This window comes from candidate division KSB1 bacterium (assembly GCA_034506335.1).
Lineage (GTDB): Bacteria > Zhuqueibacterota > Zhuqueibacteria > JANLFK01 > Oleimicrobiaceae > Oleimicrobium.
In genome coordinates this window covers 27000-42850 of the sequence record JAPDPR010000009.1, presented here as the reverse complement: position 1 = coordinate 42850, position 15851 = coordinate 27000, and the positions used below count along the sequence as shown (strand labels likewise).

14 protein-coding genes are annotated in these 15851 nt (G+C 59.7%); all 14 read right to left on the bottom strand.

Going from position 1 to position 15851, the window contains the following annotated elements; genetic code table 11:
• Window positions 1-660, bottom strand: coding sequence for a dTMP kinase (gene tmk, locus ONB25_04770; GenBank protein MDZ7392204.1), 660 nt, complete (start codon window positions 658-660; stop codon window positions 1-3).
• Window positions 626-1945, bottom strand: coding sequence for an MATE family efflux transporter (locus ONB25_04765; GenBank protein ID MDZ7392203.1), 1320 nt, complete (start codon window positions 1943-1945; stop codon window positions 626-628). Before ONB25_04765 ends, tmk begins: the two co-directional genes overlap by 35 nt.
• A 54-nt stretch (window positions 1946-1999) precedes the next feature.
• Window positions 2000-3340 carry an inositol-3-phosphate synthase gene (locus ONB25_04760; protein ID MDZ7392202.1) on the bottom strand — a complete coding sequence of 447 codons (1341 nt, stop codon included), beginning with the start codon at window positions 3338-3340 and terminating at the stop codon, window positions 2000-2002.
• 7 nt (window positions 3341-3347) lie between these two features.
• A complete protein-coding gene (locus ONB25_04755) occupies window positions 3348-3719 on the bottom strand; it encodes an aspartate 1-decarboxylase (protein ID MDZ7392201.1) in 372 nt (123 codons plus the stop codon).
• A 51-nt stretch (window positions 3720-3770) separates the two neighbouring features.
• The gene (locus tag ONB25_04750) at window positions 3771-4412 is read right to left on the bottom strand and encodes a CDP-alcohol phosphatidyltransferase family protein (GenBank protein MDZ7392200.1); all 642 of its coding nucleotides are present in this window, start codon (window positions 4410-4412) and stop codon (window positions 3771-3773) included.
• 24 nt (window positions 4413-4436) lie between these two features.
• Window positions 4437-5144 (bottom strand): 16S rRNA (cytidine(1402)-2'-O)-methyltransferase, encoded by a 708-nt coding sequence (gene rsmI / locus ONB25_04745; GenBank protein ID MDZ7392199.1) that lies wholly within the window; start codon window positions 5142-5144, stop codon window positions 4437-4439.
• A 53-nt stretch (window positions 5145-5197) separates the two neighbouring features.
• Complete coding sequence (locus ONB25_04740) at window positions 5198-6547, bottom strand: saccharopine dehydrogenase NADP-binding domain-containing protein (protein ID MDZ7392198.1); 1350 nt, start codon at window positions 6545-6547, stop codon at window positions 5198-5200.
• Between the two features lie 8 nt (window positions 6548-6555).
• On the bottom strand, window positions 6556-7875 hold the full coding sequence (locus ONB25_04735) for a bifunctional lysine ketoglutarate reductase /saccharopine dehydrogenase family protein (protein ID MDZ7392197.1): 1320 nt from the start codon (window positions 7873-7875) through the stop codon (window positions 6556-6558).
• A 21-nt stretch (window positions 7876-7896) separates the two neighbouring features.
• The gene (locus ONB25_04730) at window positions 7897-9426 is read right to left on the bottom strand and encodes an aldehyde dehydrogenase family protein (GenBank protein MDZ7392196.1); all 1530 of its coding nucleotides are present in this window, start codon (window positions 9424-9426) and stop codon (window positions 7897-7899) included.
• 138 nt (window positions 9427-9564) lie between these two features.
• Window positions 9565-11322 carry a ferrous iron transporter B gene (locus ONB25_04725; protein ID MDZ7392195.1) on the bottom strand — a complete coding sequence of 586 codons (1758 nt, stop codon included), beginning with the start codon at window positions 11320-11322 and terminating at the stop codon, window positions 9565-9567.
• Complete coding sequence (locus ONB25_04720) at window positions 11319-11555, bottom strand: ferrous iron transport protein A (protein MDZ7392194.1); 237 nt, start codon at window positions 11553-11555, stop codon at window positions 11319-11321. Before ONB25_04720 ends, ONB25_04725 begins: the two co-directional genes overlap by 4 nt.
• A gap of 303 nt (window positions 11556-11858) precedes the next feature.
• The gene (locus tag ONB25_04715) at window positions 11859-13262 is read right to left on the bottom strand and encodes a DUF2851 family protein (protein MDZ7392193.1); all 1404 of its coding nucleotides are present in this window, start codon (window positions 13260-13262) and stop codon (window positions 11859-11861) included.
• 83 nt (window positions 13263-13345) lie between these two features.
• Window positions 13346-14782, bottom strand: a complete 1437-nt coding sequence (locus ONB25_04710) for an MFS transporter (protein ID MDZ7392192.1) — start codon at window positions 14780-14782, stop codon at window positions 13346-13348.
• 426 nt (window positions 14783-15208) lie between these two features.
• Window positions 15209-15289, bottom strand: coding sequence for a CapA family protein (locus tag ONB25_04705; GenBank protein ID MDZ7392191.1), 81 nt, complete (start codon window positions 15287-15289; stop codon window positions 15209-15211).
• Window positions 15290-15851: the final 562 nt, after the last annotated feature.

Genomic DNA, 15851 nt, shown 5'->3' with positions numbered 1-15851 from the left:
CTACTCCCCCAACACGCGGTCCACCAACTGCCGGATCTCCTCGGCAATCGCCTGCACAGTTCTATCGCCTTGAACCACCTTGACTCTTGACGGTTCCGCGCGGGCAATCTCCAAGTAGCCTTTTCGCACCCGCTCGTGAAAGGCTCGCTTTTCCTGCTCCAAACGATCAAGAGGCGCGCGCCCTTTCCTCTGCAGGGCCGCCTCCACGTCCAAGTCGAGGATGATGGTCAGGTCCGGAATCACACCACAGGCGCCGAGGCGGTTGGCCAATGTGACCTTCGCCAGGTCCAGCTGCCTTCCGTACCCCTGATAGGCAGTGGTCGAATCGTAGAATCGGTCACAGATGACCACCATATCCCGGGCCAGGGCCGGTCTAATGCACTCCTCCACCAGCTGAGCGCGCGCTGCCTCGTAAAGCAAGAGCTCCGTCCACGGAGAGATGGCGCCGTTAGCCGGATCAAGCAGGATCGCCCGGATCTGCTCGGCTATCGGAGCGGTGCCAGGGTCGCGCACAATGATTGCCGCGCGGCGCTTGGCGCTTTCTAACCAACGGCGCAGCTCGGCCGCCTGCACGCTCTTGCCCGCCCCGTCGATCCCCTCAAAAGTTATCAGCCGCCCTGCCACTTCACACTCTTCGCGCCACTTCGCCGCCATTGCCATGCAGGCGCCTGTAGGTGATCCCCAGCCGGGTCACCTCCCCAAAGCCGTGCACGGCCCAAAGACCCACAAGGCCCCACCCTATTATGAACGCCCCCACATAGTTCAGCCCGACCTCGAAAACGAGGACAGAGACGATAGTCAACCACATCAGAAAGCGCAAATCACCTGCGCCGCGCAGGCTCCCGGCCACAGATCCCAGCAATGCCTTGGGGATTTGTGTCAGGGCAAATACCCAAATGGCCATGGCGCCCTTGGCCATCACCGCGGTTTCACGTCTGGTGAGGAACAGCGACATAATTTGCCGGCTGAAGAGTACCAGACCCGCCGCGGCCGTCACTACAAAAGCCAGCGTAACCAGCATGGAGAGGCGGGCGATGCGGAGGGCACGCTCGGAGTGCCCCGCACCCAGCTCCATCCCCACCAGGGTCATCGCGCCCAGGCCGAAACCCATGTAGGCCATCGACAGCACTGCCTGCACCCGAACAAAGACCGCATGCGCCGACAGGGTGGCCAACCCCAGCTGGGCGGCGTAGCTCATGACACATAACACGCCCACCGAAGTGGCCAGCTGCTCGACCGTTGCCGGCAGACCGGTGCGCAGCAAGCGCCTGAAAGTTTCGCCGTTGGGATGCAGGAATTCCCGCATGGGCAAAAAGAGTCGCGCACGCCGGCTCCGCAACAGTGCGAACGTGAGAAAGAACCCTACCGAGTGGGCAATGCCCACTGCAAGTGCTGCTCCTTGCACCTCTAAACGGGGCAACCCGAACCATCCGAAGATCAGCGATGGCGCCAGGGCCAAGTTCAACCCGTTGACCACCATGTTAATGACCATGGAGTGCCCTGTGTCGCCACTACCGCGGATGATACCCACCCCAATGAAATTGGTGACGATCAACGGTGCAAAGAACGCAACCGTACGCAAGTAGGTGACACCGGCCCGTTCTGCCGCCAGACCCGCCTCCTCCGCACCGGCCCTGCCGATCAGCTTGAACAGGTGGATGGCACCCGAGTACCAGATCACGGCGAAGAGGAAGGCCGCCGCCACGCCGATGATCATGGTCTGGCCAAGCACATGATTGGCCTCCCACCGGTCACCGCGCCCGAGAGCCCGGGCGATAACAACCGAGCTACCCACCACGAAGGTGAGAAGAACCGCGAAAAAGACTACCACAATCTGGATAGCCATGGCCACGCCAGCAAAGGCGGCGGCGGAAAGCCTCCCCACCAAAATGGCCTCAATGGTCCACATGATGGTCTGGGAGGACAGATCCACCACGGCGGGCATCGCGGTTTTGAGGATGGTCCTCAGGTGACCAGCGCGTTGCACGCGGAACAGGCCTTAGTCGTAGTATTCAAGCCCTAAGTGGGTGATGAGCTCCTCGCCACGGAGATGGCGCAGAGTATTCTTCAGCTTCATGAGCTGAATGAACAGATCGTGCTCCGGGTAGAGTTCAGGAGCACACATCGGGCTCTTGAAATAGAACGAAAGCCACTCCTGGATGCCATGCATCCCGGCGCGCTGCGCCAAGTCCATGAACAACACAAGGTCCAACACGATCGGCGCGGCAAGGATACTGTCCCGACACAAAAAGTCCACTTTGATCTGCATCCGATACCCGAGCCAGCCGAAGATATCCAGGTTGTCCCACCCTTCCTTGTTGTCCCGGCGCGGTGGGTAGAAATTGATCCGCACTTTGTGGTAGAAATTCCCGTACAGCTCCGGATACAGGTCCGGTTGGAGAATGTACTCCAGCACCGACAGCTTGCTCTCCTCTTTTGTCTTGAAAGAGTCGGGGTCGTCCAGTACCTCGCCGTCGCGGTTGCCGAGGATGTTCGTGGAAAACCAGCCATCCAGGCCCAACAGGCGCGCCTTCAGGCCTGGGGCGATGATAGTCTTCATCAGGGTCTGGCCAGTCTTGAAGTCCTTCCCCGCAATGGGCACGTGCTTTTCCCGCGCAAGCTGCACCAACGCCGGGATGTCCACCGTCAGATTGGGGGCGCCGTTGGCAAAAGGCACGCCGCTCATGATGGCCGCATAGGCATAGATCATGCTGGGCGCGATGGCCGGGTCATTGTCCTTCAGGCCCTTCTCGAAGCTGCGGATGTCCTGGTGCACAGCGCTGGGGCGCATGAAGACCTCAGTGCTCGCGCACCAGACCATCACCATTCGGTCCAGGCGCTGCTCAGTGCGGAAGCGCTCGATGTCCTCCATGAGCATCTTGGCAAGCTCGTACTTTGTGCTCGCCTTTTTCACGTTTGGGCCGTCAAGACGACGCACATAGTCCCTGCTGAAGACGGCCGGCCAGGGGTGAATAGCCGCAAGTTCGTCCTTCACCTTTTCCAGGTCGCTCAGCTCCAACACCCCCGCCTTCAGCGCCGACTCATAGCAGTTGTCGGGGAAGACATCCCACCCACCGAACACCAGGTCGTCCAATTCGGCAAGCGGCACAAAGTCTTTGATTTTAGGCACCCGCTTTTCCGTGCGTTTGCCCAAACGAATAGTGCCCATTTGGGTGAGGGAGCCAAAAGGCTTACTATGTCCTTTGCGCACCAACTGCACGCCGGCGATGAACGTAGTCGCCACTGCTCCAAGCCCCGGCAACAACACCCCAAGCTTCCCCTGCGGTTGTTTGATTTCCACTGGCTGGCTGCTCAACTTCGTTCCTCCCTTGCTAACCATGACACCACTACTTGCCAGAAAGCGATGTTGGCTTGACAACCCTATTCCGGTCATCAACGTGGACGATCTTTGTGCGGAATGTGCGTGCCTCGTCCTCGGGCACCCAGGCGAAGGAAAGCAGAATCACCAAGTCGCCTGGATGCGTGTGCCTGGCTAACGCCCCATTGGCACACACGATGCCAGAGCCGGCCTCCCCTTCGATCACATAGGTTTCGGCGCGGCTGCCGTTATTGAGATTGAGTACGTGCACCTTCTCGTTGGGAAGCAGGTCGGCGGCCTCCATGAGCAGCCGATCGATCGTCAAGCTCCCCTCATAGTTCAAGTTAGCGTCCGTGATGCGGGCGCGATGAATCTTCGATTTACACATTTCGCGAAACATCTACCGTTGCATCTCCTCCCTTAGACCTGTTTTCCGGCCTTGGCCGGCACGCTACGCTTTCGGGGTGTCCACCGGCTTGTCCATGCTCTGAGAACGCGCCACTTTATCGGCGGCCCACACGTGATGGAGCCGCTGGGCTGCGGTGAAGTTGGACAGCACGGCGATGATAAAGATTGCCCCGATCAGCGCATACTCATGGATCAGGCTTCCCAGCCCCACGAGTACCAGCCGCTCCGGCCGTTGCATCAGCCCCACTTTGCATTCAAATCCCAGCCCCTCCGCGCGGGCGCGCACGTAGCTGACCATGAGCGAGCCGGCCAGAGCCACGCAGATCGCCACCGACACCAGAAGGTGCTGGCGTGCAACAAAGTAAAACGCCATGCCGAAGAAGGCTATCACCTCCGCGTAGCGATCCAGGGTTGAATCGTAAAGTGCCCCAAATCGCGTAACACGATTGGTAGCGCGGGCAACTTTGCCGTCCAAGGTGTCCAAGAGCCCGCACAGGAGCACCAAGGCCCCGCCCCAGCGCAGGCGTCCAGCCCCGTAGCATACGCCAGATGCGGCCCCCACCAGCAAGCTAAAGGTGGTGAACCAATTCGGGTTCAAATCCAGCCTGACTAGCCACCGCACCAGGGGGTTCAAGCTGTCGAGAAACCCCTCTTTTAGTTTCGGCGGCAGAATAAAGAACTTCATGACCGCAACAGACCTTTCATCTTTTCATTCGCTGGCCTTGACCAATCTCTCCCCTCGAGGTTTTCCTGCCACGATGAGCACCACCTCGCCTTTGACCTTTTTGCGCTCGAGAGTGGACACCAGCTCGCTGAGAGAGCCGCGGATGACCTCCTGGAACTTTTTCGTCAGCTCGCGCGCCATTACCGCCTGCCGGTCACCAAGCACCCGCAGCAGGTCGCGAAGGGTGCGGAGGAGGCGATGTGGCGACTCATACAAGACCAGCGTACGAGTCTCCTCCCGCAAGGATTCCAGGCGTGTGGTGCGCCCCTTTTTCGCAGGCAAGAACCCTTCGAACGCAAACCGGTCTGTGGCCAGTCCGGAAATAACCAGCGCGGTCACCAAGGCCGTAGGCCCAGGAATTGCCTCCACCCTGAGGCCGTTGGCCAACGCCTCCCGCACCAGGTGCGCCCCCGGATCTGAGATGCCCGGTGTGCCGGCGTCTGAAACCAGGGCCAACGACTGGCCACTCTGCAGGCGCGCGATAAGCTGCGGTGCCTTCCGCGCCCGGTTGTATTCGTGGTAGCTGGTCATGGGCGTATGGATGCCGTACTCGGCCAGGAGCACGGCCGTGCGGCGCGTGTCTTCGGCCGCAATGAGGTCCACCTGACCCAGCACATCCAGCGCCCGCAGGGTGATATCCCGCAGGTTACCGATAGGGGTGCTCACCACATAGAGCACCCCGGACTCCACCACGAATTTCTCGACCGCGACTGACCCTCCAGGACTGAAAGTAGCCGCATGCCTCCCTACGCCGGCCTGAGGACTTCAGTACTCTCCTTACACTTGATGCCCAGCTTCTCCAGCTCGTTGAGGATGGGCACATAGATCTCCGGCCACACCGGAATGATCACACCCTTCCTGGTGATCTTGCCTTCCAAAATGTAGCGCGCGCCGATGGCGGCCGGTAATCCCACCGTACGCGACATAGAGGAATCACCGCCCGGTATCCCAAAGTCAATGAGGCTGGAGGTGATTTTTTCCCGACGCTTCTCTTTGGGAAAATCGGCTACAAAGTCGTGTACAAGAACGATCATGTCCCTCTCATTGGGACGATAGGCCATCTTCTGCAGCATGCGCGCCGCCAGAATATCAAGGTTGGAGCCTTCTTCCATTGGTAGCGGATCACTGCTGAACAGCCCCAGCCACTCCAGCCTGTGCATAACATCCGAGTCGACCGGTAGTTTCAGGAATTCGGCAGCCGCTGCCCGTAGGTCTTTCCCAGGCGCCGCACCCACGAGTTGGCGGGTGAGATCCGCAAACGTCATCCCCTTCACTTTGCGAACCTTATCGTCAAGCATACCAAGCTCGACAATCTTTTTCATTGTCTTGCACCACCCCAGATTCCGGAAGGTGCCCCGGAACATAGTCTTGGTCTCCTGGATGCCATAGGTGTTAATGTACGGCAAGGAGTTGCGGTTAGGATAGACTTCCAGCTCACCCAGGGTATCTACCTTCCTTGTCCAGTAGTGGTCAAAGAGTGCCTCGCCAGGTATTTCGACCACCTTGCCGTCTTTCAGGTACTTGGCGGCATTGCGACCGGCCATGACTACGCCCCGCGGGCTCCAGGAAAACTTGTACCCAAAGGGATTGTCGTTGGCTTCCGGTGCGGGGAGTCCGCCGCAGCAGGACTCAAAACTCACGATCTGTCCGCCCCTACTGTGCACACCGTCGATGATACGCATTGCCGACATGTGATCGATGCCCGGGTCTAAGCCCAGCTCATTGAGGATGGTGATGCCGGCTGCTTTTGCTTCGCCATCCAGGGCGGCCATGGCATCGCTCACATAGGAGGTGGTCACCATGTGCTTCTTGTGCTTGATGCAGTGCTTGGCGACCACGACATGGTACGTGTACGGGACCATGCTGATGGCGAGGTCGCACCCTGCCACAAGCGCATCCAAATGAGCCTCGTCGTCCACCAACAAGGCTTCTGCCACGCCGCGCGGATGTCCCTCAATGAGGGCCTCAGCCTTCGCCACCGTGCGGCTCGCTACTGTCACCTTCAGCCCTGGCTGATCTAAGAGGTACCGAACCAGCGGCCGCGCCACCAGACCTGCGCCAAGAATTAGAACATTCTGCATACCAATTTCCTCCAGCCGTTCCTCTATGGGTTTGCCACGTACTGCTCCAGATACCGATAGTCAGGCGTCAGCGTGCCACGATGTACGATGACCGCTCGCTTGATTTCCGGCGGAAGCGCCAGCTCGTCAAAGCTCACCTCGTAGTTGGCGGTGACGATGGCCGGCACATACTCCTTGAGCACGCCGCTAAAGTAGACCGACGCAGCGCGGGGGAGCTCACACGGCAGGTTATCCACGGCCAGCACCACCACGCCGCGACCCTGGTGCCCCGGAGTGATGGTTTCCGTAAGGGGGTCATATACAAAAATCGGGTCGTCTGGGGTAGTGGCCCGCAGCGTGCACTCGATGGAGCCTTCCACATCGCAGGATATATCGCCGATGACGCGCAGGCGAGGTCGTTCGTTCCGCGAGAACAGAGCACGCAGGTCCTGTTTGGTCACCAGCCGCGGGTAGCGCGCATCCCAATAGATGCCATTGACCAGCACCGACAACTGGGGTACGTATTCTGCAAACCGCCCTTCGTATCGTTCCGGGTGGCAGTAGTAGTCCTGCAGTTCGAAGCGCCCATTTGGCATCACGGGTCTCACCATATCTTCTTCACGAAAGACGACCTTGTAAAGCGTCCTGGCGCCACACCATCCATCTTCTTGCAGCTCCAGCAGCTGGGAAGGCGAGATCTTGCGATGGGGCAGAAGATCGAAGATCTCCTGTGCTCCCTGGGACACATGCCCATACCCGGCAAAACCGCACACGAAAGGAACCAAGCCCTCGGGGAGCCCAGTGGTTGCGATTGCCTCTCCCACGCGCTGGACAGCCTCTTTGGCCTCTTGCAAAGTAGGGTAGCGGTGTGCCGGCTGTAGCGCCGCAAAGGGCGTGTCAAGACCCTCGTAAGCGAGGCGCTGCCCTAGGGCCCATAAAGTGTCAATCATGCCGGCAAGCCCGGCGTGTCGACCGAAGAAAATGAGCCGCTTTCCGCTCTCGTCCACGATACGCTCATAGTCAATAAGCGTGCACCCCAGCTCCATTAGACGGCGCAACATGGACATGTTGTGCTTCTGCCCCTTTATCACATGAGCAAAGAACACATAGGTACCGCCAGGCCGGAAAAACTCGGCCGGGATTTCCTTCACGGCGAAAACCACCGGACAGTGGCCGATATCCTCTGCGACCTCGATACCAAGTTCCCGGTACTGCTCGTCGCTAAACACACGGATCGGCGAGCTCTGCACCACACACTGCAGGCCATGTTCTGCACAAAGAGCCTGGACATGGTGGGGCGTCAATGGTACCCGCCGCTCCCAGCGGTTCTTGTCCTCGCGCCTTATGCCAAAGAGCCTGTTCACGCGTTCCTCAGTCTGGTCTACTCAGTCCCCGAACTTGATCCCTTGCGCCAAAGGCAGCTCGGTTGACCAGTTGATGGTATTGGTCTGCCGGCGCATGTAGGCCTTCCACGCGTCGGAGCCGGCCTCGCGCCCGCCGCCCGTCGACTTTTCGCCACCAAAGGCACCGCCGATTTCCGCCCCGCTTGTGCCGATGTTGATGTTGGCAATGCCGCAATCGCTTCCGCGCGCGGAAAGAAATGTCTCTGCGGCAAGCAGGTTGGTGGTGAACATGGCGGAACTCAGGCCCTGCTCCACACTGTTGTGAATCTCGATCGCCTCATCCAGCGTGGAAAAGGGCATCACGTAGAGAATAGGCGCAAAGGTCTCCTCGCCCACGATGGGCATGTCCGGGCGCGCCTTCACGATGGTGGGCTCCACATAGCAACCTGACTTGAACTGGGGTCCTGTCAACACGCGACCACCGTACACAATCTCGCCCCCCTGCTCCTTGATGATTTCGATGGCGCGGAGAAAGACCTCCACCTCGGAGCGCGCCACCATGGGACCCATGAGCACACCCTTTTCCAGCGGATTGCCGATGCGCACCTGCTTGTAGGCGTTGACCAAGCGCTGCAGCAGCGAATCGAACACCGTCTGCTGCACGATGAGCCTCCTGGTAGTGGTGCAGCGCTGACCGGCGGTTCCTACCGCGCCAAAAAGCACCGCCCGCACAACCAGGTCCATGTTGGCATCTTCCATGACGATGATCCCGTTGTTGCCACCCAGCTCAAGGATGGTCCGCCCAAGGCGCTGGCCCACCACCGCGCCGATGCGCCGCCCCATCTCGCAGCTGCCGGTGGCGCTGATCAACGGGATGCGGGTGTCGTGGATCATCCTCTCGCCCACCACCCGACCGCTGCCCACGGCCAGATTGACGATACCTTCCGGAAGGCCATTGGCCTTGAGCACGTCTGCCATGATCTTGTGCACCGCGATGGCGCAAAGAGGAGTTAGAGACGAGGGCTTCCAGATCATGGTGTCCCCGCAGACCAGCGCAATCATCGCATTCCATGACCATACGGCCACGGGAAAGTTGAAGGCAGTGATAATCCCCACAATGCCTAGCGGGTGCCATTGCTCATACATGCGATGCATCGGTCGTTCCGACTGCATGGTGAGTCCGTAGAGCTGGCGCGAGAGACCCACGGCAAAGTCCGCCATATCGATCATCTCTTGCACCTCTCCCTCCCCCTCGGGAAGGATCTTGCCCATTTCGAGGGTGACTAACTTGCCAAGCGGCTCCTTGTATTCGCGCAGTTTTAACCCAATCTGACGGACCACTTCGCCCCTTTTGGGCGCCGGCACCATCCTCCACCATTTGAAGGCTTCCTGGGCTTTAGCTACGATCGCCTCGTATTCTTGCTCATCCACTTGCCGCACGGCGGCGATAACCTCCCCATCGATGGGCGAGACCGACTGCAAAAGCCCGCCGTTCCCTTTCAGCCATTGGGTGCCTGTGCAGCCGCCAGAGTTCTCCTTCTCAATGCCGAGGGTTTTCAGAAAGTCATACATGAACCAGCTCCTCCGTCGCTAGTGCACCATCACCGCCTTTGCCCTAAGCCCCCAGAGAACGCCCAGGGCTGCCTTCCGAGCCGTTAAGTATAGCAAAATTCCTCGTAAATATCAAGCTCAAACGCCTGGCATTGTGCCTCACTGTGCCAGCGCCACGTTGAGGAGGCTGCCCACAGTGAGGCTTGCGAGGACCATGATCACGCTGGCCCCCAGCATGTCCTTCCACCCCAACTCTCTCAGCATAACCACGAAGGTCGCCATGCACGGAAAGTACATCGTCAGCACCACGCTGGCAATAACCAGCTGCTTCACGGTCAACCCGAGGGGCGCCAGCATGCCCACTGCCACGTCTTTGCGCAAAAAGCCGACAATCATCGCCGCCACGGCCTCTTTGGGTAAGCCCAACAGGCCCGTCACTACTGGCGCAGCGAGTTTTCCCATGAACGCCACGACCCCAAATCTGTAGAGAAGATTCACGACAAAGACGCCGAGGAGAACGAACGGGACCGCCTCCTGCAAAAACCACCGTAGGCGGATGAAAAGCTTGCGCAGCAATCCAGGCACGAAGGGGAACCGGTACGGGGGAATCTCAACAAAGATCTCCGGACTCTCTCCGGGCAGAATGAGGTTCATGGCGATACCAAGTACGATACCAACGGCAAAGAGGACCCCAAATACCATGAGCAGTGCTGCGGTGCCATGTCTCCCCACAAGGCCAATGATCACGGCGGTCTGGGCGGTACATGGGATGGCAATGGCCATGAGCGTCGCCGCGATGAAGCGCTCGCGCCGCGTCTCTAATACCCGGGTGGCCATGACACCCGGCACATTGCACCCGCACCCCAAGAGGAGCGGCACGATTGCTAAGCCATGCAGGCCCAGGCGGTGCATGATGGTGTCCAACAGCACACCAAGACGAGGCAGGTAGCCCGAGTCCTCGCCCAGGCTCAACACCAAATAGAACGCCACCACATATGGCAGCACTACCGCAAAGTCCACAAACAGGCCGGTGGTAAGAAGACCCAGCGATTGGAGAAAATCGATCCTCCCGTCGATGAGTCGCCCTACCAGCACATCGTGGAGAATGCCGCCCGAGCCCAAGAGGCGCGACAGGCGCATCATCAGCGGCCCCCAGTACCGCTGGAATGCCGGCTCCATCAGACCAGTGGCCAGCCCCTCGCCGAGGAGGCGAATGATGCGGAAGGAGAGATACAGCACGGCCGCCGCGATCACCGTCCCGGTGAAGGGCTGAAGGGATGCGTCACTCAGCTTTTCCAGAAGCGTATGATGCCGGTGCCTCACCTCCTGGACTGCCCGCACCACCTTCCCCACTTCTGCCCAGCGGTCTTCCTCATTGAATTGCCACCGGCCAATGCGGGCGTTGGCCAAGCTCTCCACGAGGGCACGGATACCCTCTCCGGTAATAGCGACCGTCGGAACCACCGGTACACCGAGAAGCTGCGCGAGCCCATCCACATCCACCGTCACGCCAATGTGCCTGGCCTCGTCCCACATGTTGAGCGCCACCACCATCGGCACCCCGGCCTTGAGGAGTTGCAAGGTCAGGTTGAGGTTCCGCTCCAGGTTGGTGGCGTCCACCACGTTGATGACGATGTCCGGCCTTTCGCCCTCCGTCGCCGCTTCCCGCAGCATGAGAACCGCAACCTCCTCGGCACGGGACGACGGAGACAGCGAGTAGGTGCCCGGTACGTCAATGACCTCGACCTCCTCGGCACCGAGCCGCATGCGGCCCTTGGTGTACTCGACTGTAGTACCAGGGTAGTTGGAGGCTATGACGTGTGCGCCGGTCAGGCGGGAAAAGACCACGCTTTTCCCGACGTTGGGGTTTCCCATCAACAGGATTCTGCGGGGTCTCTGGCCGGCTTCTCGGCTCATCGCCTCACGATCACCTTGCGCGCCACGCCGAAGCCGATGGCGTATTGGCTTGCGCCTACGCGGAAAGCCACCGGCCCGTGCAGCATCTGCCCCGCCACCTTGGTCACGGTGACCCCTGGCTGCACTCCAAGTGCTTCCAATCGCCTGATCAGTCCTGGGCCGCCCACAATTCTCACCACTGTTCCGCTCTCACCTGGTCGCAATTCGGTCAGATCCACCTCGTCAGCGCTCACGTCTGTCTCGCTCTTTCTTAGGCCCTTCAACCACCGCGCGAGCCACCATCGGCACCTTGCGGTTGTCCTGTACGTGAACCACCGCCTCATTTCTCCATCATGAGTCTACACGTTCCTGTAGAAAGATGGACTCTCTTTCTCGCCCCCGCGCGAAATTCCTGCTGGGCGAGTGGGAGAAGGACTCCCTGCTGGCAACCCTTGCTTCTGGCCCGTGCAATGATACAAAAAAAAAGGCTCCTGTGCAAGGTCTTTCTCGGCCGTTTGACCCTGCCAGGAGCGCAAGCAGTGCGCTAAACAGCCGTCTCAGTCGGCGGGCGGCACCTCAAAGTGCTCCAGGCACCGCGCGCAAGGACCTCTTTGGCACAACATCTTGAACAGCTGAATGAGCCCCTGTTGGCGGCAGGCGGTATCCACAACCCCTTTACCCTGCGCCCCGAATAGCCTCAGGGTCATTTCTCTCACAATGGCGTTCTCCGCGAGGAGTGGCGCCTGCACATAGACTTGGGCGAGCAGCGTCTGCAGTTGTCCATCCCCCGTCTCTCTTGCATAAGCCATGAGGCAAGGCAGCACGACATTGACCACCATGTCCGCGGCACGCTCAGGTCCTACCAGCTTGCCGCCGCCCGTCATCGGACTACTCCCAGAAACGTCAAAGCAATAGTGTGTCCGCCAAAATGGATCGGATTCCACAGTAAGGGATGCGCTCAGCTGCCTGCCGACTTGTGGGATGCGGCGTTGGCCCGCCTGAACGATCCGCATCAGGCCACCGAGGAAACCGTGTTCGTGGAAGCGTACTGCCAGGGCAGCAAGAGCAGCGATGCGCCGAGTGGGAAAATTCTGCGGACGCAGCCGAAAGAAAAGCCACTCCTCTCTGTGCAACGGGTCGATTTTGCGACGATAAGGGAAATGCTCCCACTCTGTCCGCAGCTGGCCGAGGAAGTCACGGAGCTCATGGTCCGCTTCTACCAGGGACCCTTCTGAGGGCAAGAGCCCGGCGGCGCCGAAAAGGTAAGCCTGGGCACGCACCCATGCCGTGTCGGCGTCCAAGCCCCTAATAGCTCGGGATAGCTCGGCGTAAGGGAGTCGGTCGGCAAGCTTCCGAAATGCGACTTGGTTCTTAGCGTAACCCAGCGCTTCTGCGAGGCCACGATAGAGGATCTGGTCCCAACCGTCGATGAGGCGCTCTTCTTGGTACCGCATGCACTTGGTGTTCAGCCGCTCATCCCCCGCCAGCTCCACGATGTGGAGAATGCGCGGCCGGCTGGCCTCACGCAATGCACAAGCTACCGGCTCCGGGCCCGGTGGGGCTTGCCCTTCGGCAGCCAACTGCTCGGCCGGCTTGACAAGAAACTGGTCGAGGTTCAATACCGGGATCTCCTCGCCGTCTTGGCGCAGAGTGCGCTCCTCGGGGTCCACGTCCATAGTCACCACATGCAGCACCACGCTGTTGTACCGTGGATCGCGGTGGTGCCCATGCCGGTACCAATCAACGGCCACAGGATGAATCTCAATGTCGCCGCAGCACATCTTGCCGTCGACGATCAAGGTGGCGCCCCGAAAGTCGGGGCCGGCATCCGGGTTGCGGGTGCCGCACGCCACCACCTCCACGGTTCTCCCATCCACGGTGTGCATCCTGCGTCCCACCAGGCTTCGGTCGCCCCAAAGCCGGTAGAGAAAGTGTTCCGGTGCAGGTTCCTCGATCTTCATTTCCTCCCCCTCTGTTTAGGACGGCCGTTGGTGCCCTCAGAAAGGCGCCTCTTGTTCAGCCAGCACCCACGGCCTGATGACTCCTACCGGATGTTGCGAAGGCTGTCTCTCTTCCTCCTTGCGCCATTCGCTAGAGGCAGCAGGAGAAAGTATCTGCCAAGACCTATGCGCCTATTGATCTCGCTAAATGTTTGCTGCACCAAGATCGCCGTGGGCACAGCGTGCTTTTCGCGCAGTCTCCGCAGCAGAAATAGCCCTGGAAAGCGCAGGACCGAGGTGAGGATGAAGAGGAAGTGATAGTTGCCCAGTGAAAAGCCGGCCACCTGCACATTGAGGCCGCTCAGGCGCAGAGCTAACCACCCGCCAAACGTAATGGCGATGAAGTTCATTACGCCGCTCCACGCGGAGTACGCGGCCGTGTAGCCTGGTCTTCCCTTGGCGGGCAGCGCTGCCAGCACCAGGCTAAAGATGGCCAAGTTAAAGCCGGACCAGAACACCCCCGTAAGAACAGCGTTGAGCCAGATGGGCCACGAAACGCCTGGAGGACAGAAGGCGTAGTACAGCGGCAGGTGAAGGATAGCCACCTCGCACACGGTCAACACCGGCTTGTGCCCGAATCGATCGATGAGTCTACCCCAGAAGGGTTGGGAAAGGATGGTCATCGCTGCGGTGACGATGTTTAGGTACGCGATGCCCTTAAAGTTCCAGCCCAAATTCTTCAACAGGTGGGCGGCAAAAAACGGGGTAGAAATGCCAACCGCGAACAGCCAGTAGAGGTAGAATACCAAGATGCGCCGGTAGGTGCCATCTCGAAGCGGGCGCGCCACATACTCCCCGAGTGGCGGCATGCGTTCTGGGCGATACGCGGGCTCGGGTTGCCTGCGAATGTAGTAGAAGGCCACCGCCGCAGCGCCCACCGCGATCAACTGGATGGTCAGGAATCCGCCTCCTTCCCTGCCATGATCTCGCGCCAGATCGAGGATGAGGCCGGCCACGATGCTGGTGACCATGGTGACGATTCCCACCACACGGTTGCGCCAGCCAAAGTAGCGACCCCGTATCTGTCTTGGAACCAAGTCACCCATCCACGTGAGCCAGGCAGGTGTTGCCAAGTTTTGAAGCAAGGTGCCCAGCGCGTACAGAGCTAAGAAAAGGACGATCACCTCCCCGTGCCAGAGGAACGGCAACAGTGCCATAGGCAACCACACCAGACGCCCTATGAAAGAAAGCCAGGCGCAGATTGCCTTCCGCCTTCCGGTGCGCTCCACTAGCCTTGCGCCGAAAATCTGAAAAAGCTGCATCAGCAATGGCACGGAGGTGACCAAACTCAGTTCAAAGTCATTGCAGCCGAGGAACAGCGCATAGCCGGTGAGAAACGCGTTAGTGGTCAACACAATGTGCACCGTGGCCCACGAACCCTCGATCACCGAAATGCGCAGTCCTCGCCTTGTCGCTTCCGGTGCAAGAGCGCTTGTCTTTCGTCGCCTCCTTGTATCTGAGATAACCGCCTTCTGTTCCACCTCAACACTCCGCCGCCCCGCGTGTCCTTGATTCCGTTCTAAGAGAACCTTAGAGCACCACCTCTCAGGAGCCTTTCCGCCCTCACGCGGTGCTCGCCACGCTCCCTCAATCTATCGCCTGGTGCCCTCGGCTCTTGGGCCATCACCGCCACGAGAGCATCACGAACCCATCTTCATCAATGAGCCGTGCCACTCCGTTCAACTGGCTGGGAAACCTCCTAATCCTGCTTAACGCAGATGCCTCTGTCTGCCCACGTAATAGGCGCGATTGGAAGATCACCTAGCGGTTGTGGCCGCCAATCGGTACCATATGCGCAAGAACAGGACCCTGCTAGTGAAAATACATTTTGAGAACCACAATCGTCCTGTCCGACCCAGCGCACAAAAGGCCAGGTTTCGTAAAGCATCGGCGAGGACGTTCTCAGGCTACACCTCAGGTTCTTGCAGCACCTGGGCGTGGTGCCCAAGAAGGAGATCGGCACCGTAGTCGAGTGCTTGGTGCGCCAACAGACGTTGGCAGTCCTTACGGCTCGCGTATGCCCCTTCGCCTCAACGGAACGCCACCACCACATGGGTAGGTCGAGCTTGCGCCTGGCGGAGGACCTGCTCCATCCTGAGCTGGAACGGGAAGCACGCACCCGTACGGGTCTTTTTCGCCCAGAACGCGTGCGCAACGGGTAGCCATACCCCTTGTTCTCCGGCACCCGGCTTGATGGCCCGTCCACCATCACTTCGCCCAGGGCGATGATTCAGACGATGCTGCGCCCCTGGATGAGCGTCGACAGGCCAACAGGTATGGCGCTATTCCGAGCACAGACGCCAGTTTCGCCTGCATCTCGCCACCATGATGGCGCTTCTGCTTGCATGAGCAGGACGGCCACGCCAGTACGCCGAGCGACAAGGCGAAGAAAAAAACGCGAAACAAGCAACGTCAGGTACGACCCCATTGCCCTCAAAAAAAGCACCCCACGCACGTGCAATGGGGATCAACACGTAGTTTCCCCTTCCTCCTACCGAGGCTCCCCCATGCGTATACGATCGAGCCGACAAAAAGGCCGCAGAAAGAACC

Bases quoted from the DNA above. Each gene is read 5' to 3' on its own strand.
- ONB25_04765 (MDZ7392203.1), bottom strand. From the start codon at position 1,945: ATGCCCGCCGTGGTGGATCTGTCCTCCCAGACCATCATGTGGACCATT.
- ONB25_04750 (MDZ7392200.1), bottom strand. From the start codon at position 4,412: ATGAAGTTCTTTATTCTGCCGCCGAAACTAAAAGAGGGGTTTCTCGAC.
- ONB25_04725 (MDZ7392195.1), bottom strand. From the start codon at position 11,322: ATGAGCCGAGAAGCCGGCCAGAGACCCCGCAGAATCCTGTTGATGGGA.
- ONB25_04730 (MDZ7392196.1), bottom strand. From the start codon at position 9,426: ATGTATGACTTTCTGAAAACCCTCGGCATTGAGAAGGAGAACTCTGGC.
- ONB25_04760 (MDZ7392202.1), bottom strand. From the start codon at position 3,340: ATGGTTAGCAAGGGAGGAACGAAGTTGAGCAGCCAGCCAGTGGAAATC.
- ONB25_04755 (MDZ7392201.1), bottom strand. From the start codon at position 3,719: ATGTTTCGCGAAATGTGTAAATCGAAGATTCATCGCGCCCGCATCACG.
- tmk (MDZ7392204.1), bottom strand. From the start codon at position 660: ATGGCAATGGCGGCGAAGTGGCGCGAAGAGTGTGAAGTGGCAGGGCGG.
- ONB25_04715 (MDZ7392193.1), bottom strand. From the start codon at position 13,262: ATGAAGATCGAGGAACCTGCACCGGAACACTTTCTCTACCGGCTTTGG.